Raw genomic sequence first — 15,906 nt, forward strand, 5'->3', positions numbered from 1 at the left:
TTTCAGTACCGGCCCTCGTTGCCGGCTTCATTACTGTGCTGGTCGGCTTCGCCAGTTCGGCCGTCATCGTGTTCCAGGCTGCACAAGCCGTCGGTGCCAACCAGGCACAGATCGCCTCATGGATGTGGGCACTGGGACTGGGCATGGGTGTGACCTGCATCGGGCTGTCGCTGCGCTATCGCGTGCCGGTGGTGACCGCATGGTCGACACCGGGCGCGGCGATGCTGGTGGTCGGTGCCGGTGGCGCCTCGCTTGCTGAAGCCACCGGTGCATTCCTGCTCGCCGCGGTGCTGGGCATGCTGGCAGGCTTCTCCGGCATCTTCGCCCGGTTGATGCAGCGGGTGCCGATGGCGCTGGCCGCCGGCATGCTGGCCGGGGTGCTGCTGCGCTTCGGTCTGGACGTGTTCGTGGCCATGAACACCCAACTGGTACTGGCACTGGCAATGTTCGCCACCTGGCTGGCCGGACGCCGCCTGTTCCCGCGCTATGCGGTCATCGCCACCCTGCTGGTCGGCATCGCGGTCGCGGCCAGCCGTGGCCTGCTGCACGCACAGCAGGTGCAGCTGCAGCTGGCGGTACCGCAATGGGTGACCCCATCCTTGTCCTGGACTGCGGTGGCCGGCATCGCCCTGCCCCTGTTCGTGGTCACCATGGCCTCGCAGAACATTCCGGGCGTGGCGGTGATGCGGGCATCCGGCTACGACGCCCCGGTGTCGCCGCTGATCGGCTGGATCGGTGTGGTCAATACGCTGCTGGCACCGTTCGGTGCGTACGCGCTGAACCTGGCAGCAATCACCGCGGCGATCTGCATGGGCCGCGATGCGCATGAGAACCCGGCACGACGCTATACCGCCGCCATGGCGGCAGGTGCCTTCTACATCGTCATCGGACTGTTCGGTGCCACCGTGGCCGCACTGTTCGCCGCCTTCCCGAAGGAGCTGGTGGCCTGCGTGGCCGGTATCGCGCTGTTCGGCACCATCGCCAACAGCCTGGCCAGTGCGCTGGCGGTAGAGCGGGACCGCGAGGCGGCACTGGTCACCTTCCTGGTCACCGCCTCGGGCGTCTCACTGGCTGGCATCGGCTCAGCGTTCTGGGGCCTGGTGGCCGGTGCGCTGTGCCTGCTGGTGCTGCGACCCCATCAGGGCCGTTGACCTGCCCTACCCCGCCAATGCGGCACCCACGATGCTCAGCACCACCGCGATGACGATGGCGACCAGCGTGGCGATCACGCTGGTGCCGCCGCGTGCGGTCAGCTCGCTGCGCAGCCGTGCGTCATCGCCGCCGGTGACGGCACGGGCCTGGGCGATCAGGCGCTGGCAGTGTGCCAGGTACCAGCTGTTGCCAAAGATGCCGGTGGTGATGCTGAGCGCGAAGGTGATGACCAGCGACAGGCCATCCGGCACACCCAGCAGGGTCTCCACCACGCTGATCAGCAGCAGCAGGCCGGCCCACATCGCCGCCAGGCGGTACATCCTGCGGTACATCATCCAGATCAGGCCGAGCAGGAAGGCCGGCCAGTGCCAGGTGCCACTGCCCGTGGCAATGCCCTGATCCAGCCGCCAGCGCTGGCGATAGATCGGGAAGTTGCCGCCGACCACGCTGGCGTACAAGGCCATTTCGCCTTCCAGCCCGGCAGCCACGGCCCTATCCGGTACAGCGACCGGCGCACGATAGGGATCGGACGGATCGCCGACGCTCGCCGCAATGCCCTCAACCGCAGGGGCTGCGTCGATATCCGGGGCCGGAGCTACCTCGATGGGCGTGGACGCCTGCTCCAGTTCCGCCAACGGCCGCCATGAGGGCATGCCTTCGCACCAGAGCAGCGTGCGCGCCGTAACCGTCCCTTCCCGCTGCAGCTGGCGAAGGCCGGCCAGATCCACCGGCCCACTGCTCTGCCTGCCATTGGCGTACCACCACTGTGCTTCCTGCATGTTTTCCGTCCTTGCTACCTGCATCGACAAACTGAAATCGCTGCCAGCGCCTACAGCGCGGCACTGGCCAGGGTCTGCACCAGCTGATGGCGCGCACCTGGCGCAAGCGTAATCTGCTCCGGGCCGGCGTTGGCCACTTCCAGGCAGACGTAATCGTGCCAGCCATCGCCGACATCGGACATCCTGGCTGCGGCCTCGGCGCCGGGATTCCAGGCCACCAGCGTCTGGCTGCCTTCGCTGCGGATCTCGATCCGCCGCTGCAGTACGGGGTCACGCAGCACGTAATGGCCGCCGGCACCGGTATAGATGCGATCGCTGCGACCGGGATCACGCGGATCGCGCAATGACCACGGCCCCTGTTGCAGGCGCGGCTGCGCATAGTCCTCGTACTTGTCCAGGTACTGCAGGCCATCAAGGCCCTCGACCTCGACCTGGTTGGCATCGCCCACCCGGAAATAGCTGTGCAGGGCCTGGGTGAAGGTCACCGGCGAGGTTCCGGTGTTCTCGGTGACCAGCTGCTGGCGCAGCCGGCGGCCGATGCGCAGCTGCATCTGCAGGCGCAGGTCGGGATCGGCGCAGGGCGCAGGCGCCAACTGCAGCTCGACTTCACCGTCATCGCTCTGGCTGGCCTGCAGAAGCTCCCAGCGCGCGGTACGTACCAGGCCATGCGCCGGTACATCGGCACTCTGGCCCTGGCGGCCGAACCACGGCCAGCACACTGGCACGCCACCGCGGATGGGCGTGGGCAGCTCGGCGCGCGTGGGCGAAAGCCACAGCAGATCGGGCTGCCCATCGGGAATGAACGACAGCAGCTGGCCACCAAACACACTGACGACCGCCGTGGCGTTGGCGGTTCGCACCTGCCAGGCCTCCAGGCCGTGATACAGGCCGGCGCTGATGTCCGGATTCGACTGCATGCGATGACGCTCCTTGAAGACCGCGGCGATGATGTCGCGGTCAACGTGCCGCCGGCAAGGCCTTCTGCCCGGCGGGCGCGGTGGCGGCCGCCTCTTCCTGCAGCGTGCGCAGGATGCGCTGGCCTGCGCGGCCGTCCACCTCGCTCCAGCCCAGGCGCTGCTGCTCGGTCTGGATCGCGCGACGCGTGGCGGTACCGATCATGCCGTCGGCGGCACCGATGTCGTGGCCACGGGCCAGGAGCAGGGTCTGCAGCTGGCGGCGCTCATCGCGGCCCAGGCCCGGGTCGTCGGTCGGCCAGGCAGTGGCCAACCCGTTGCCGCCACGCAATTGGTCAGCCAGCGTCGCGATCGCCAGCGCATAGCTTTCCGCGGCGTTGTAGCTGTAGATCGCATCGTAGTTGCGGAACACCAGCAATGCCGGACCCTTGTTGCCGGCCGGCAGCAGCAGGGCAGCGCGCGCATCCGCCGGCAGGTTGGCCGGAGCCAACGCGCTGCCATCCAGCGCGGTCACACCCTGCGCACGCCAGTCGGCCAGGGCGCGACGCTGGGTGCGGCCGGCCTGGCTGGCGTTGAAGCCCGCAGGAACGCGGACTTCCATGCCCCACGGCTCTCCGCTGCGCCAGCCGGCGCGCTTGAGGTAGTTGGCGGTGGAGGCCAGCGCATCGGGAATGCTGCCGACCAGATCGCGGCGGCCATCGCCATCACCGTCCACGGCGATGCGTGCATAGGTGCTGGGCATGAACTGCGTATGCCCGAAGGCACCGGCCCAGGAGCCGGTGAGCCCCTGTGCCTGCAGGTCGCCGCGGTCGATCAGCTTGAGCAGGGCCAGCAGTTCACCGCGGAAGAAGGGTTGGCGACGGCCGGCGCAGGACAGCGTGGCCAGTGACTGCAGCAACGGACGCTTGCCGAACACGCGGCCGTAGTCGCTCTCCACGCCCCAGACCGCGACGATGGTGGCCGGGTCGACGCCGTACTGCGCCGACACCCGATCGAGCAGATCGCGATGCTGCTGCAGCATGGCGCGACCATCAGCCACTCGCTGGCGATCGACCAGCGCGGCCAGGTAGTCCCAGATCGGCGTGGTGAATTCCGGCTGCGCATCGAGCAGGCCGAGCACGCTGGGGTCCGGGGTCAGGCCGGCGGTGATCTCATTGAAGCGGTCGGCGCTGATGCCCTGGCTGGCGGCCGTGGCCTGCAGGCCCGCCAGGCAGCGGCTGAAGGCCGGATCGACGCTGGCATCGGATGCTGCAGGCAGCACGGGGGGCGCGGCGAGAGCGGCCGCCAGGCCGAGCGTGGTCAGAATGGGCATGGCGTCCTCCGTGTTGCCGTTGCGCGGCCATCTTAGGGGTAGCGGTGCTGCTGAACCTGAAGGGGCACCGGCTGGCCGTCCGCCCTAGGTGGCACGCAGCAGGCGCAGGCCGTAGGCGGGACTGTCGGCATTCCAGCGCTGCGTGACCTGCAGTCCTGCCTCCTGCAGCAAGGCCTCGAAGCTGTCGTCGGTGTACTTGTGGCTGTACTCCACGCGAATCGGTTCGTCGGCGGCAAAGTGGAAGGTGCGTCCCTCCAGATGCACATCCTGCGCCCAGCGGCTGACCAGATCGGTTTCGATGCGCAGCCGCGCGATGCTGTAACGAGCACGGTGGCGGAAGCCGTCGAGGTCGAAGTCGCTGCCGATCTCACGGTTGAGGCGCGCCAGCAGATTGAGAGTGAATGCGGCGGTGACGCCCTGCGCATCGTTGTACGCCGCCTCGATCAGCGCCGGGTCCTTGTGCAGGTCGATGCCGACCAGGGCCAGGCCGTCGCGGCCCATTGTCTGGCGCATCGCCCGCAGCAGTGCGACCGCGTCTTCGCCTTCAAAGTTGCCCAGCGTGGAGCCGGGGAAGAACAGCAGCCGTCGCGCGGGTTCGCGTTCGGGCATGGGTACGGCCACGGGACGGGTGAAGTCGGCGCAGACCGGCAGCATCTCCACCTGGGGCAGTGCCGGTGCCAGATGATCGATGCTGGACAGCAGCGCGGCACGCGAAATTTCAATCGGCGTGTAGGCCACCGGATCGTGCAGGGCGGCCAGCAGCAGCGCGGTCTTGCGTCCGCTGCCGCTGCCCAGCTCCACCACGTGCAGGCGCGGGCCAACGGTGCGGGCGATGTCCGGCAGCACACGCGCCAGCAGAGCCAGTTCGGTGCGCGTGGGGTAGTACTCGGGGGTCTGCGTGATCTGCTCGAACAGGCGCGAGCCACGTGCATCGTAGAAATATTTGGACGGCAGCTGCCGGGGCGTGCGCGACAACCCGGCCACCACGTCAGCCAGGATCTGCTGACGCCCGGGGGTGAGATCGGTCAGCGCCTGCAGCGCGTCCTGCACCGTACTCATGCGAGGTCCCTGGCCAGGCGCAGCCCGGAGAACTGCCAGCGCGCCGGAGGCATGAAGAAGTTGCGGTAGCTGGCGCGCACATGGCCGCGGGGCGTCACGCAGCTGCCGCCGCGCAACACCCATTGCCCGCACATGAACTTGCCGTTGTATTCACCGAGGTTACCGGCGAACGGGCGGAAGCCCGGATAGGCGCCATACGCACTGTGGGTCCATTCCCAGACATCGCCGAACAGCTGCCGCATTCCACTGCCCGGCGCTGCCTGCGGGTGCAGCCGATCGTCATCGGCGAAATGGCCGCGCAGCGGGTGCGACGCGGCAGCGGCTTCCCACTCGAATTCGCTGGGCAGGCGCGCGCCGGCCCAGCGGGCGAAGGCATCGGCCTCGTAGTAGCTGAGGTGGCAGACCGGCGCATGCGGGTCCAGTTCGCGCCAACCGCCCAGGGTGTACTCGCGCTGCAGGGTGTCATCCCAGTACAGCGGATGCCGCCAGTCCTCGGCTTCACGCACTGCCCAGCCTTCACTGAGCCACCAGCGCGGCTCGCGGTAGCCGCCGGCATCGATGAAGGCACGGTACTCGGCATTGCTGACGGGGCGCTCGGCCAGTGCGTGCGCGGGGAGCAGCACGCGATGCGCTGGCGATTCGTTGTCGTAGGCGAAGGCGGTGTGCTGCGGCCAGGCTGCGGCGCCGATGGTGACGATGCGCTCGGGTGATTCGATCCAGCCCTGCGCACTGGCAGCGCTGGTGGCCGGCTGCAGGTCCTCGCGGTAGGCGGGCTGCAACGGGTTGCACCAGAACGCATGCTTGATGTCGGTGAGCAGCAGCTCCTGGTGCTGCTGTTCGTGCTGCAGGCCCAGCTGCAGGTGCTGCAGCGCCTGCTCATCAAGGTCGCCTGCCGCCAGCCGTGATTGCACCTGTGCATCGACCTGCTGGCGGTAGTCGCGCACCTGCTGCAGCGATGGCCGCGACAGCAGCCCACGCTGCGGCCGGGCGTGCGCCGGCCCGATGCTCTTGTAGTAGCTGTTGAACAGGTAATCCCAGGCCGGGTCATGCGCCGATGCAGCAGCGAAGCCCGCCAGCACGAAGCGTTCGAAGAACCAGGTGGTGTGGGCCAGGTGCCATTTGCTCGGGCTGGCGTCGGCCATGCTCTGCAACATGGCGTCCTCGGCGCTGAGCGGCGAGGCCAGTTGCATGCTGCGCGCGCGCACGCGTGCGAACTGGTGGGCGAGATCGTGCTGCGGGGCAGCGACGGCGGCGGATACGCTGTCCATGGGGTCAGCATCGGCGCTGGACGGTGAGTGCGATGTCATGGTTCGGCGTCACTTCGTTCACATGGATGAGCCTGCCGCATTCAAGAAGCCGCCCCGAACGCCGCTAACGGCAATGCTGCGGCCGCGTCGTCACCGCGCTGGAATTCCTGCTTGCCCCTGCATCCGCTCCGCCAGCCTGCGCACTACCTGTTCGTGCTGCCCGCCCTGCTGGTTGCCGTGGTGGTATGGACCGCATTGGATACCGCAGACGTGGCCAGCCCGGCGCAGCGCATCCTGCCCTGGCTGCTGGCCTGCCTCGGCGCCGGCCTTGCCCTGCTCTACCACCAGGTACGTTCGCTGTGCCTGCTGCTGGTGGTGGCGGTCATGTTCGCGCTGCTGCACCAGGATGTCGGCGGCTACCTGCGCAGCGGCCATGTCGGCGCGCTGACACCGCTGCGCTTCCATGCCATCTCGGCGTGGCTGCCATTGCTGTTCGCCGGCCTGTCGTTGTGGCCGGAGCGCGGGCGGCGCCGCCACGACCTGCTGTTGCGCTCCGTCGCCAGCGGCACGGCACTGCTGATCTTCCTGCTGCTGGCCACGCAGCAGCCGCGCGGCATGCACGATCTGCTGTCGAACCGTCACTGGGCGTGGATCCCGGTCGACTGGAACGCGCTGGCGCAGCTGCCAGCGCTGCTGTTCCTGCTGGCAACCGCCGCGCTGGGCGGGCAGGCCTGGCGGCATCCGCGCCCGTTGCACACGGCGATGCTGCTGGCCCTGCTGTGCCTGTGGTGGATGCTGCCGAGGGTGTTCCTGCAGCCGGTGCTGCTGCCGGCACTGAGCAGCGCGGCCCTGCTGCTGATGCTGGGCGCGATGCTGCAGGAGTCCTTCCACATGGCCTTCCGCGATGAGCTGACCGGCCTGCCCGGGCGCCGCGCGTTCAACGAGACCCTGCAGCGGGCACACGGCACCTACAGCATCGCGATGGTGGACGTGGACCATTTCAAATCGTTCAACGACACCCACGGCCACGACACCGGCGACGACGTGCTGCGCCTGGTGGCCTCGCGGCTGGCGCGGGTAGGCGATGGTGGTCGTGCGTTCCGCTATGGCGGCGAGGAGTTCGCGGTGGTGTTCCTGGACCGTCCGGCAATAGCCTGTGTCGATGCCGTGGAAGCCCTGCGGCAGAGCATCGAGGACACCCGCATGCAGCTGCGTGACCGCAGCACCCGCAGCCGCGACGATGACGCCGGGCGCCAGCAGCGCGGGCGCGGCGGTAGCGGACAGGTAGTGCAGGTAACCGTAAGCATCGGTCTGGCCGACAGTCGGGTCGGTCCGCGCCCGGCGGCCGTGGTCAAGGCCGCCGACCAGGCGCTGTATGTCGCCAAGGACGGCGGCCGCAACCAGGTGCGCGCGTATGCCGAACAGGACGTGCTGGCAGTACGCGCTGGCTGAGGCTCAGGCAGCGTCGAGGTAGTACCAGCGGCCGTCGACGCGCAGGAAGCGGCTGTGCTCGGTCATCTTCACCGCGCTGCCGCCGCCCACCCGGTAGCGCGCGGTGAACCGGACCTCGGCGCTGTCGGCCCCGGTGACGGTGTGCTCGTGCACGGTCAGGCCCAGCCAATGCGTGCGCTGGCCGGGCGCATCATCCAGCGACAGCTCGGCCGGACGCGTGTCCGGGTGCCAGCTCTGGCGCAGGTAGTCGGCCAAGCCCCGTGCATAGGCGCTGTAGCGCGAACGCATCAGGCGCTCGGCATCCGGCGCGGCTTCACCGGCGTGGAAGCGGCCGCAGCAGGCCGCATAGTCGGCGGGCAGGCCGCAGGGACAGGGATCGGCAGGTTTCTTGCTCATATCCGTATTGTCGCCGGGTTGCACGGATCGATCCACGTACGGCACGGGTCGCCGGTACAGGACAGGCGTATGCTGTCGCGCCCCCACCTTGATTGATCGCCGTGCTGGAACTGGTTCCCCCTGAGTTGTGGTGGCTGGTGGTGATCGCCTTCATCGCCGGTCTTGTGGATGCCGCCGTGGGTGGCGGTGGCCTGGTGCAGCTGCCTGGCCTGTTCACGGTGCTGCCGCAGCAGACGCCGGCGATGTTGTTTGGTACCAACAAGTTCAGTTCGATGTTCGGTACCGGTGCGGCGGCCTGGCGCTATGCGCGCAACGTGCGCTTCCCGTGGAAGCCGGTGCTGTTCGCGGCCGGTACGGCCTTCATCTTCTCCTTCGCCGGAGCCACTGCGGTAAGCCTGCTGCCCAAGGACGCGGTGCGCCCACTGGTGCTGGTGCTGCTGATCGCGATGCTGGCCTACACGCTGTGGAAGAAGGACTTTGGCGCGCTGCACCGGCCGCAGGAGATCGGTCGCCGCGAGCTGGTGATCGCGCTGGCGATCGGTGCGGCGATCGGCTTCTACGATGGCTTCTTCGGGCCGGGCACTGGCAGCTTCCTGATCTTCCTGTTCGTGCGCTTCTTCGGCCTGGATTTCCTGCGCGCCTCGGCGGCATCGAAGGTGGTGAACCTGGCGACCAACGTGGCAGCGATCTCGTTCTTCGTACCGACCGGCAACATCCTGTGGCTGTTCGCGCTGCCGATGGCGGCAGCCAACATCATCGGTTCGGTGGTGGGCACGCGCCTGGCACTGAAGGGCGGCACGCCGTTCATCCGCAAGCTGTTCGTGGGGCTGGTGGTGGTGCTGATCGCGCGGATGGCGTGGGATACGTTCCGCGGGGCGTGAATGCGCCTCATGACCCGGTAGGTGCCAACCTTGGTTGGCACACGGTTTCCCATCGCGAAGAGCAGCCGAGCATGGCTCGGCTCTACAGGTAGATGGACCGAGGCGCTCAGGCCTCTGCTTCTTCCGGTTCGTTGGCCTGCTGGCGGCTGCGCTCGGGCAGCTTCAGGCGCTTGCCTTCTTCGTCGTACTCGATCAGCAGGACGCCGGAATCGTGGCGGCCGCTGATTTCGACGAAGCAGGCGCCACCGATGAACGGTTCCAGCGTCATCACCGACTTCAGCGGGGTGGCGACTACCATCTGGAAGCCGAAGTTGTCGAAGATGTTCATCGCCAGCGCGGTGAACTCGTTGTCGGCCTTGTCGAAGGCTTCGTCGAGCACGACAGCGGCGTAGCTGGGCAGCTGGCTGTCGGCGCCGCCGAGCTGGTAGCGCAGCGCTGCCGCCAGGCACGTGGTGGCCAGCTTCTGGCGCTGGCCACCGGACTTGCCGGCGCCGCTGCGGTAGATCTCGACCTGCTGGCGCGTTTCCGCATCCAGCTCGACACCGATGAACTCCACATGCATGCGCACGTCCAGCACCAGCTCGCGCCAGCGCTTGTCCTCGCCTTCCTGCGAGCCGAGGCGGTTGACCAGCTGGCGCAGCACGGTGAACTGCGATTCGGCCAGCTCGCGCTGCTCGGTCTGCTGCTGCGACAGCACCTCGCGCAGCTGCAGGTGGAACTCGCCGACTTCCGGCAGGCGACGGTCGCTCAGTTCGATGGTCAGCAGCGTGCCACGGTTGAACGGCACCTGCTCCAGGCTGGCGTTCACTTCGTCCAGGCGCTGGCCGATCGACTTGCGGGCTTCGGCACTATGGCGCTGCAGCGCAAGCAGGTTGTTCTTGCTCTGGTTCTGCAGCAGATCGAAGAAGCGCTCTTCGTGCTGCGGCAGGCCATCGCGCTCGAGTCGTTCCAAGCGTGCGAGGAAGTCCTCGGCCGACGCCACCGACACGGTGAAGTCACCCGATTCCTCCGGCCACTGCTGGATGAAGCGGCGGAAGCAACCGATCAGCTGGTTCTCGATGCGGTTGAGGTCCTGCTGCGAGGACGACAGCTGCTCGTTCAGCGCGTTGCTGACCTGGCGCATGTGCGCTTCCAGCGTTTCCAGGCTGAGCGGGCCCTGTTCCTGCAGGCGCTCGGCAAGGCCGGCTTCCTGCTCCTGGGCCAGGCTCGGCAACACCAGCGCACGACTCTGCTGTCGCGCGCGGTCGAGGCGATCGCGCTCCTTGACCAGCTGCCCGCGCTCGACGCGGACGTCTTCATAGGTGCGGCGAGCCTGCTCGATGTCGGCGCGCACCGCGTCGATCTGCTTGGCCAGCTTGGCCAGGTCCGCATTGCCTTCGCGCAGGTCGCGCAGGGTGGCCTCGATATCGGTCAGGCGCTGCTGCGGGGCGGCGATGTCGATCTCGTTCCAGCTGATGCTGACCAGCTCGTGGCAGGCCAGGCGACGTTCGTTGTCGCGGTCACGCTGCCCACGCAGGCGCGCGATGTCGGTCTCGCAGCTGGCGATGCGCTTGGCCAGTTCCTGTGCTTCACGCTCGAAGGCGCCCACCTTGTCGTGGTTGTTGAAGCCGAGGATCCAGCGGCGGCGGTCGCCCACCGCACTGCGGTCATCCTTCTCGAAGCGGTCACCCGGGTGCTTGACCTGGCCTTCGCGGGTGATGCCGCGGTCGACGTTGCGCAGCTGCTTGGCATCCACGCATTCGTAGTCGAATCGCTTGCCGAGCTCGCGGCGCAGCCAGCTTTCGAACACGTGCTCGCGCAGTTCCAGCTTGTGCAGCAGCGACTTCGCCGACGGCTCACGGGCAAACGCATCGTCGTTGCGGCGCACACGGTAATAGGTGAAGCGCATGCCCAGGTGGGTACGGTTCACCCACTCGGCGACGTCGTTGTAATGCTTGTCATCGACCAGCAGCGACAACGCGAAGCCGCCCAGCACACGCTCGATGGCGCCCTGCCAGCCCTGCTCTTCCGAGCGGACCTGGATCAGCTCGCCGACAAACGGCAGCGCCGCCTCGGCAATGCCGGTTTCCTCGGCCAGGCGCGCGCGCAGCTTCTGCATCGGCGCCGGGATGTTGGAGGGCGTGCGCTGCATCGCTTCGAGTTCCGCACGGACTTCGCCGAAGCGGCGCTCGTCATCGCGCTTGCCGCCCAGGCGATCGCTGATCGCATCGTCCAGCGCCGAAGAGGCACGCTGGCGATCCTGCAGTTCGTTCTGCGCGCGCTCGACCAGTTCGGCGAAGCCGTGGGCGTCGTCCGGCAGTTCGGCCTGCAGCTGCTGGGCGGCCTGGCTTGCCTGTTCGCGCTTGGCCTTGCGGCGGTCGCGCTCGGCTTCGGCACGGCCCTGCTCGCGCTCCAGTTCCTCGATGCGCTCACCGCCCTGCTGGCGGCGCTGCAGTTCCAGCTCGGCCAGGCGCTCGGTGTGGTTGTCCAGTGCGGCACGGCGCTGGGCTTCTTCGCCGAGCAGGCCACGGTCACGCACGTCCATCTCGCGCAGGCGGGCTTCGATCAGCGCCTGGCGGCGGCTTTCACGGAAGCTGTCGACGCCGAGCTTGAGGGCTTCGTCGTCGCCACGCCGGCGGTGCATTTCCTTCAGGTCGTTGTAGTAGGCGCGTGCCGGCAGCAGGGTCTCCACCTGGCGACGGGCGGTGACCACCGCCTGGTGCGCGCCATCGAGCTCGGCGAAGTCGCTGACCAGGCGCTCGGCGGCGTCGAAGGTCTTCGGCGTGTCGAGCATGAAGTCGCGCAGGAAGACGTTCAGGTCGCCCAGGTTCTTCGCCGACTGCGTCTTGTGCAGCAGACGCAGCGCCATCTCGTTATCAATGCCGAGCAGATCACGGAAGCGCTCGGCGTAGCCGGAGAAGGTGTCGAAGTGGTGCAGGTCGGACAGCTTCTGCTTGAGCTTGCGCAGGTCCAGATCGAAGCCGCCAAGATCCTTGGCGATGTCGAACGGACGCTCGGCGATCATGTAGTGCTTGCGCACGTCGCCGGCCGAGGTGCCATTGCCGGAGATCCACAGCAGGCGCACCAGGCTCACCACGCGGCCATCGCCGGCGCGGTATTCCAGCACCAGTGCGGTCCAGGTCGCGCCCTTGCGCAGGTACTGGGTGGCGATTTCGCCGGTGCCGCTGTCCTGCTGGTCAGCCCACGCGCCACGCACGTAGGACACCAGGTTGCGGTCGCGGCCACTGCGCTCGGCTTCACGCGCGGCGGCGTTGAAGTCGACGATGGCCGGCGGCGTCAGCAGTGCGGACATGGCATCGAGCAGGGTCGACTTGCCCGAGCCGGAACGGCCGACGAACAGGAAGCCGCGCTCGGCGATCGGCACTTCGGTCAGGCCGTTGAAGGTGCCCCAGTTGTGCACCTGCAGGCGGCGCATGCGGAACTGCTGCAGGCGCGGGTCCGGCAGGCCTTCGTTGAACAGGGCGGGAGTGTGCTTGGAGATAGCCATGCGATGGTCGGGTCTCTCAGGCCTCGGCGGCCGGGGTTTCGCGCAGCTGGCGGTAGACCGCCGAGAGCTGGGACACGTCTTCGGCGGAGAACAGCAGCTTCAGCGCCGGCGAGACTTCGTGGCGGTCTTCCTGGCCGCTGAGGCGGGTCAGGATGTGGTTGTCCTTCATCTTCTGCACCGCCGAAGCGACGCGGCGATTGAAGCCGGCGCGGTCGGTGGACAGGTTCTTTTCGTAGATGGCCAGCGCTTCGGCCATCTCGGCGTCGGCGACCACCGCGCGGTTGCCGCGCGCATCGGCCTCGGCCAGCTGCTGGCGCAGGTACAGCAGCAGCACCGAATCGATGAAGGTCAGCGGCGAGGTGCGCAGCAGCACCGGCGCATCCACGTCTTCGGTATCGGCCTGGCGGGTGAAGGCCACGCCGCTGTCACGGTCGAGCACCAGTTCCAGGAACAGGTCCGCCAGCGAGGAGCGGATGGCCGCCTCGCTGCGGATCAGTGCCGGCCACAGCTTGGCGTGGCGCAGCTGGTCGATGCTGGGGCCGATCAGCAGCTGGCACAGCGCGCGGCGTGCGTCCAGCGGCAGGCGCCCGGTATCGCCGAGGTAGTACACGTCGTTGCCACGGCGGGGCTGCGCCACGGCCGCCACCGGTTCGGCTTCGTAGGCGTCTTCCGCCACGTCGGCCTGCGGTGCGTCGATGGGATCTTCATGCCAGCTCATGGCGTCTCTCCTGGGTGAACCAAACCAGCGGGATGCGGGCGCGACGGACCTGGCCGTCGCCACCACGCCATTCGGCAAGCTCCTGCTCACCGGCGATCACGTTGCCGAAGCGCGTGCCCAGCGACAGGTAGCCGATGACGCTGCCAAGACCCTGCGGTGCTTCGCGCTGCGACAGGGCCTGGGCGATGCTGAGCCGCGGCTGTGCATCGAGCAGATCATGCAGGTCGCGGCGCAGGGTGCGGAAGTCGATTTCGGATGAAGCGACCAGATCGCCGACGCTTTCCAGGCTGATCGCGGCGGCGTCGTTGTACTCGACGTTGCCATCGACCTGGGCGCTGCGCGGATCGTGCAGCCTCCACTGCGACCACGAGCGCAGGCGGCTGGTGGTCAGCTGCAGGTCACGGCCGATGCCACGCTGTGCGGGGAACTCGTCGCGCAGGGCCAGCGCTTCGGACTGCGCCTGCTTCAGCAGCTGGTTGAGGCGGCGCTGTTCCAGATAGCCACGGCTCTGCACGAAACCGCGCAGGCTGCGCGCGAAGTTCTGCAGCACGTCGTGCACCTGGCCACCGCGCTCAAGCATGGTGCTGGTGAAGCCGCGCAGGAAGTTGCGTTCGTTGCGGTCCAGGCGTCGCGCAAAGCCACGTGCCAGCACCGCTTCCAGCGCGGCATCGAGCTGGGCGCTCTGTTCGGCGTCGTTGAGCAGGCGCCAGAACGCCTGGAAGCTGCGGCCGGCATCGCTCTCGCCGATTACGTCCACGCCTTCGAACAGCTGCGACAGCACGTCCCCGCGTTCGCCCTCGTCGTCGATGATGCGTTCGCGGAAATCGCGGTTGAGCTGCTCGAAGTCGTCGCGCACGCGGCGGAAGTCCTCGGTCAGCTCGTCGGCCAGGCCGATGATCTGGCGCGCACGTTCCAGCGCGCGCTTGCCATCCAGCGCGATCACGCGGCCGGCGCCGACGCGGGCGATCTCGGCGTCGATGCGGTCACGCTCGTCGCGCAGTGCCGACAGGCGTGCGTCCGGATCGGATTCGGTCTGCGCGGCCAACTGCGAGAGCTGTTCGATGACCAGCGCCAAGCGGCTTTCGGTGGCGGCCACGCGGGCCTGCTCAAGGCCGTCGGCGAAGCGGATCGCCTGCAGTGCCGCGGTCGACAGCTCGTACTGCTCCTGGTCGGCGCCTTCGGGCAGGCGGCGTTCCAGCCAGCCCTGGGCCAGCCAGTGCGCGATGTAGGCCTGCGCGGTACGCGGCAGCTCGCGCGACAGTTCGTCGCCGTTGAGCTGGTCCAACGCACGCTGCAGGCGCTCGTTGAGCACCGACGACGACAGCGTGCGCTCGCCGTCCATCAGCAGCCCCTGCAGCAGGCCGATGATTTCCGGAGCGTGGTCGGCGGCGAGCAGCTTCCACTGGGGCTGTTCGCGCAGATGGCGGTAACGGGAGATGCGTTCGCGGTGCTTCATGCAGCGAAAGGATTCATGAGGGCTGGCGGGGACGAGCAGCCGCCCACGGCGGCCGCGCGGGCAGCCGTGGGCATACCGGCCCGCAGGGGCCGGCGGGGCGCGGGCAAGCGGCTCAGCGCTTGCCGCCCACTTCGATGAAGCGCAGGAACTCGGCGCGGGTACGCGCGTCGTCGCGGAAGCTGCCCAGCATCTTCGAGGTGACCATGCTGACGCCGCGCTTGTGGATGCCGCGGGTGGTCATGCATTCGTGGGCGCCTTCGACGACCACGCCGACACCGATCGGCTGCAGCACATCCTGGATGCACTGGGCGATCTGTGCGGTCATCTTTTCCTGCACCTGGAAACGGCGGGCATAGGCTTCGACGACACGGGCCAGCTTGCTGATGCCCACCACCTTGCCGGCCGGCAGGTAGCCGACGTGCACGCGGCCGATGATCGGCGCCATGTGGTGTTCGCAGTGGCTTTCGTACTCGATGTCGCGCAGGACGATCAGTTCGTCGTAGCCGGCCACTTCCTCGAAGGTCCGCTCCATGTAGGCGCGCGGGTCATCGCGGTAACCGCTGAACCAGTCGCCATAGGCTTCGGCGACACGGCGGGGGGTATCCAGCAGGCCTTCACGGGACGGGTCCTCGCCGGCCCAGCGCAGCAGGGTGCGCACGGCATCCTCGGCCTGGTCCTGGGTCACGGCGCCCTGCGGGGCGGCCTTTTCGTTGTTCTTGCTCATTGCGTACAGCGTCCCGAACGGGGGGCGAGCATCGTACCCGACCGGGGGGTGGGTCGTCCTGTTGGGACGGTTCATCGGGGGGTTCTTGCGGCGCCTCGTTGCTATCGGTCTGGAGGGGGAGAGGGGGCTGCGCAGGACACGCCGTGAACCCATCCCTGGGGGCTCGATGGCGCCATCCATGGCGCCAACGGTCCTGCGCAGCCCCCTCTCCCCCTCCCTGACGGTTTCCTGCGGGCGCGGCCGGACCGCCCGAAAGCGGGGGCAAAAGCGGGGGTTCATGACTTCGGAAGCAGCGCGCCGCTGCTGTGGTCTCTTCTGCTTTGGTGGGT

The 15,906-nt window shown here is 68.1% G+C and carries 13 protein-coding genes (1 of these 13 cut by a window edge); 3 read left to right on the forward strand and 10 right to left on the reverse strand.

The window, feature by feature from the left end; genetic code table 11:
* A protein-coding gene (locus FQS62_RS21975; RefSeq protein ID WP_208043261.1) for a benzoate/H(+) symporter BenE family transporter crosses the window boundary here: on the forward strand, positions 1-1,151 show its 3' portion. 37 nt of this gene lie to the left of the window's left edge; the window shows 1,151 of its 1,188 coding nt (coding positions 38-1,188); the start codon falls outside the window, past its left edge; the stop codon is at positions 1,149-1,151.
* Positions 1,152-1,157: 6 nt separating this feature from the next.
* Here FQS62_RS21975 and FQS62_RS21980 read toward each other — a convergent pair whose 3' ends face one another.
* From FQS62_RS21980 to egtB, 5 genes are all read right to left on the reverse strand, one after another.
* Positions 1,158-1,931 carry a DUF2628 domain-containing protein gene (locus tag FQS62_RS21980; RefSeq protein WP_208043260.1) on the reverse strand — a complete coding sequence of 258 codons (774 nt, stop codon included), beginning with the start codon at positions 1,929-1,931 and terminating at the stop codon, positions 1,158-1,160.
* Positions 1,932-1,981: 50 nt separating this feature from the next.
* Complete coding sequence (locus FQS62_RS21985) at positions 1,982-2,848, reverse strand: D-hexose-6-phosphate mutarotase (RefSeq protein ID WP_208043258.1); 867 nt, start codon at positions 2,846-2,848, stop codon at positions 1,982-1,984.
* A 40-nt stretch (positions 2,849-2,888) separates the two neighbouring features.
* Positions 2,889-4,157, reverse strand: coding sequence for a lytic murein transglycosylase (locus FQS62_RS21990; RefSeq protein ID WP_088481125.1), 1,269 nt, complete (start codon positions 4,155-4,157; stop codon positions 2,889-2,891).
* Positions 4,158-4,241: 84 nt separating this feature from the next.
* Entirely contained in the window at positions 4,242-5,216 is a 975-nt protein-coding gene (gene egtD, locus FQS62_RS21995; RefSeq protein WP_208043256.1) for an L-histidine N(alpha)-methyltransferase, read from the reverse strand.
* Positions 5,213-6,484: an ergothioneine biosynthesis protein EgtB gene (gene egtB, locus FQS62_RS22000; RefSeq protein ID WP_164159169.1), complete on the reverse strand. Its 1,272-nt coding sequence runs from the start codon at positions 6,482-6,484 to the stop codon at positions 5,213-5,215. Before egtB ends, egtD begins: the two co-directional genes overlap by 4 nt.
* 150 nt (positions 6,485-6,634) lie before the next feature.
* Between egtB and FQS62_RS22005 the strand changes: the two genes are divergently transcribed.
* Complete coding sequence (locus FQS62_RS22005) at positions 6,635-7,915, forward strand: GGDEF domain-containing protein (protein ID WP_088481122.1); 1,281 nt, start codon at positions 6,635-6,637, stop codon at positions 7,913-7,915.
* Positions 7,916-7,918: 3 nt separating this feature from the next.
* Here FQS62_RS22005 and FQS62_RS22010 read toward each other — a convergent pair whose 3' ends face one another.
* Positions 7,919-8,311 carry a YchJ family protein gene (locus FQS62_RS22010; RefSeq protein ID WP_049447081.1) on the reverse strand — a complete coding sequence of 131 codons (393 nt, stop codon included), beginning with the start codon at positions 8,309-8,311 and terminating at the stop codon, positions 7,919-7,921.
* 101 nt (positions 8,312-8,412) lie between these two features.
* On the opposite strand from FQS62_RS22010, the gene FQS62_RS22015 reads away from it, so the two are divergent.
* Complete coding sequence (locus FQS62_RS22015; RefSeq protein ID WP_014039007.1) at positions 8,413-9,192, forward strand: sulfite exporter TauE/SafE family protein; 780 nt, start codon at positions 8,413-8,415, stop codon at positions 9,190-9,192.
* A gap of 106 nt (positions 9,193-9,298) precedes the next feature.
* Here FQS62_RS22015 and FQS62_RS22020 read toward each other — a convergent pair whose 3' ends face one another.
* From FQS62_RS22020 to folE, 4 genes are all read right to left on the reverse strand, one after another.
* Positions 9,299-12,679 (reverse strand): ATP-binding protein, encoded by a 3,381-nt coding sequence (locus FQS62_RS22020; protein ID WP_049447083.1) that lies wholly within the window; start codon positions 12,677-12,679, stop codon positions 9,299-9,301.
* 16 nt (positions 12,680-12,695) lie between these two features.
* On the reverse strand, positions 12,696-13,397 hold the full coding sequence (locus FQS62_RS22025) for a DUF4194 domain-containing protein (RefSeq protein WP_005421303.1): 702 nt from the start codon (positions 13,395-13,397) through the stop codon (positions 12,696-12,698).
* Positions 13,384-14,853: a DUF3375 domain-containing protein gene (locus FQS62_RS22030; RefSeq protein ID WP_049447085.1), complete on the reverse strand. Its 1,470-nt coding sequence runs from the start codon at positions 14,851-14,853 to the stop codon at positions 13,384-13,386. The genes FQS62_RS22025 and FQS62_RS22030 overlap by 14 nt, the downstream gene beginning before the upstream one ends.
* A 112-nt stretch (positions 14,854-14,965) precedes the next feature.
* Positions 14,966-15,577, reverse strand: a complete 612-nt coding sequence (folE, locus tag FQS62_RS22035; RefSeq protein ID WP_099590169.1) for a GTP cyclohydrolase I FolE — start codon at positions 15,575-15,577, stop codon at positions 14,966-14,968.
* Positions 15,578-15,906: the final 329 nt, after the last annotated feature.

The organism is Stenotrophomonas sp. SBJS02, assembly GCF_020428325.2.
Lineage (GTDB): Bacteria > Pseudomonadota > Gammaproteobacteria > Xanthomonadales > Xanthomonadaceae > Stenotrophomonas > Stenotrophomonas africana.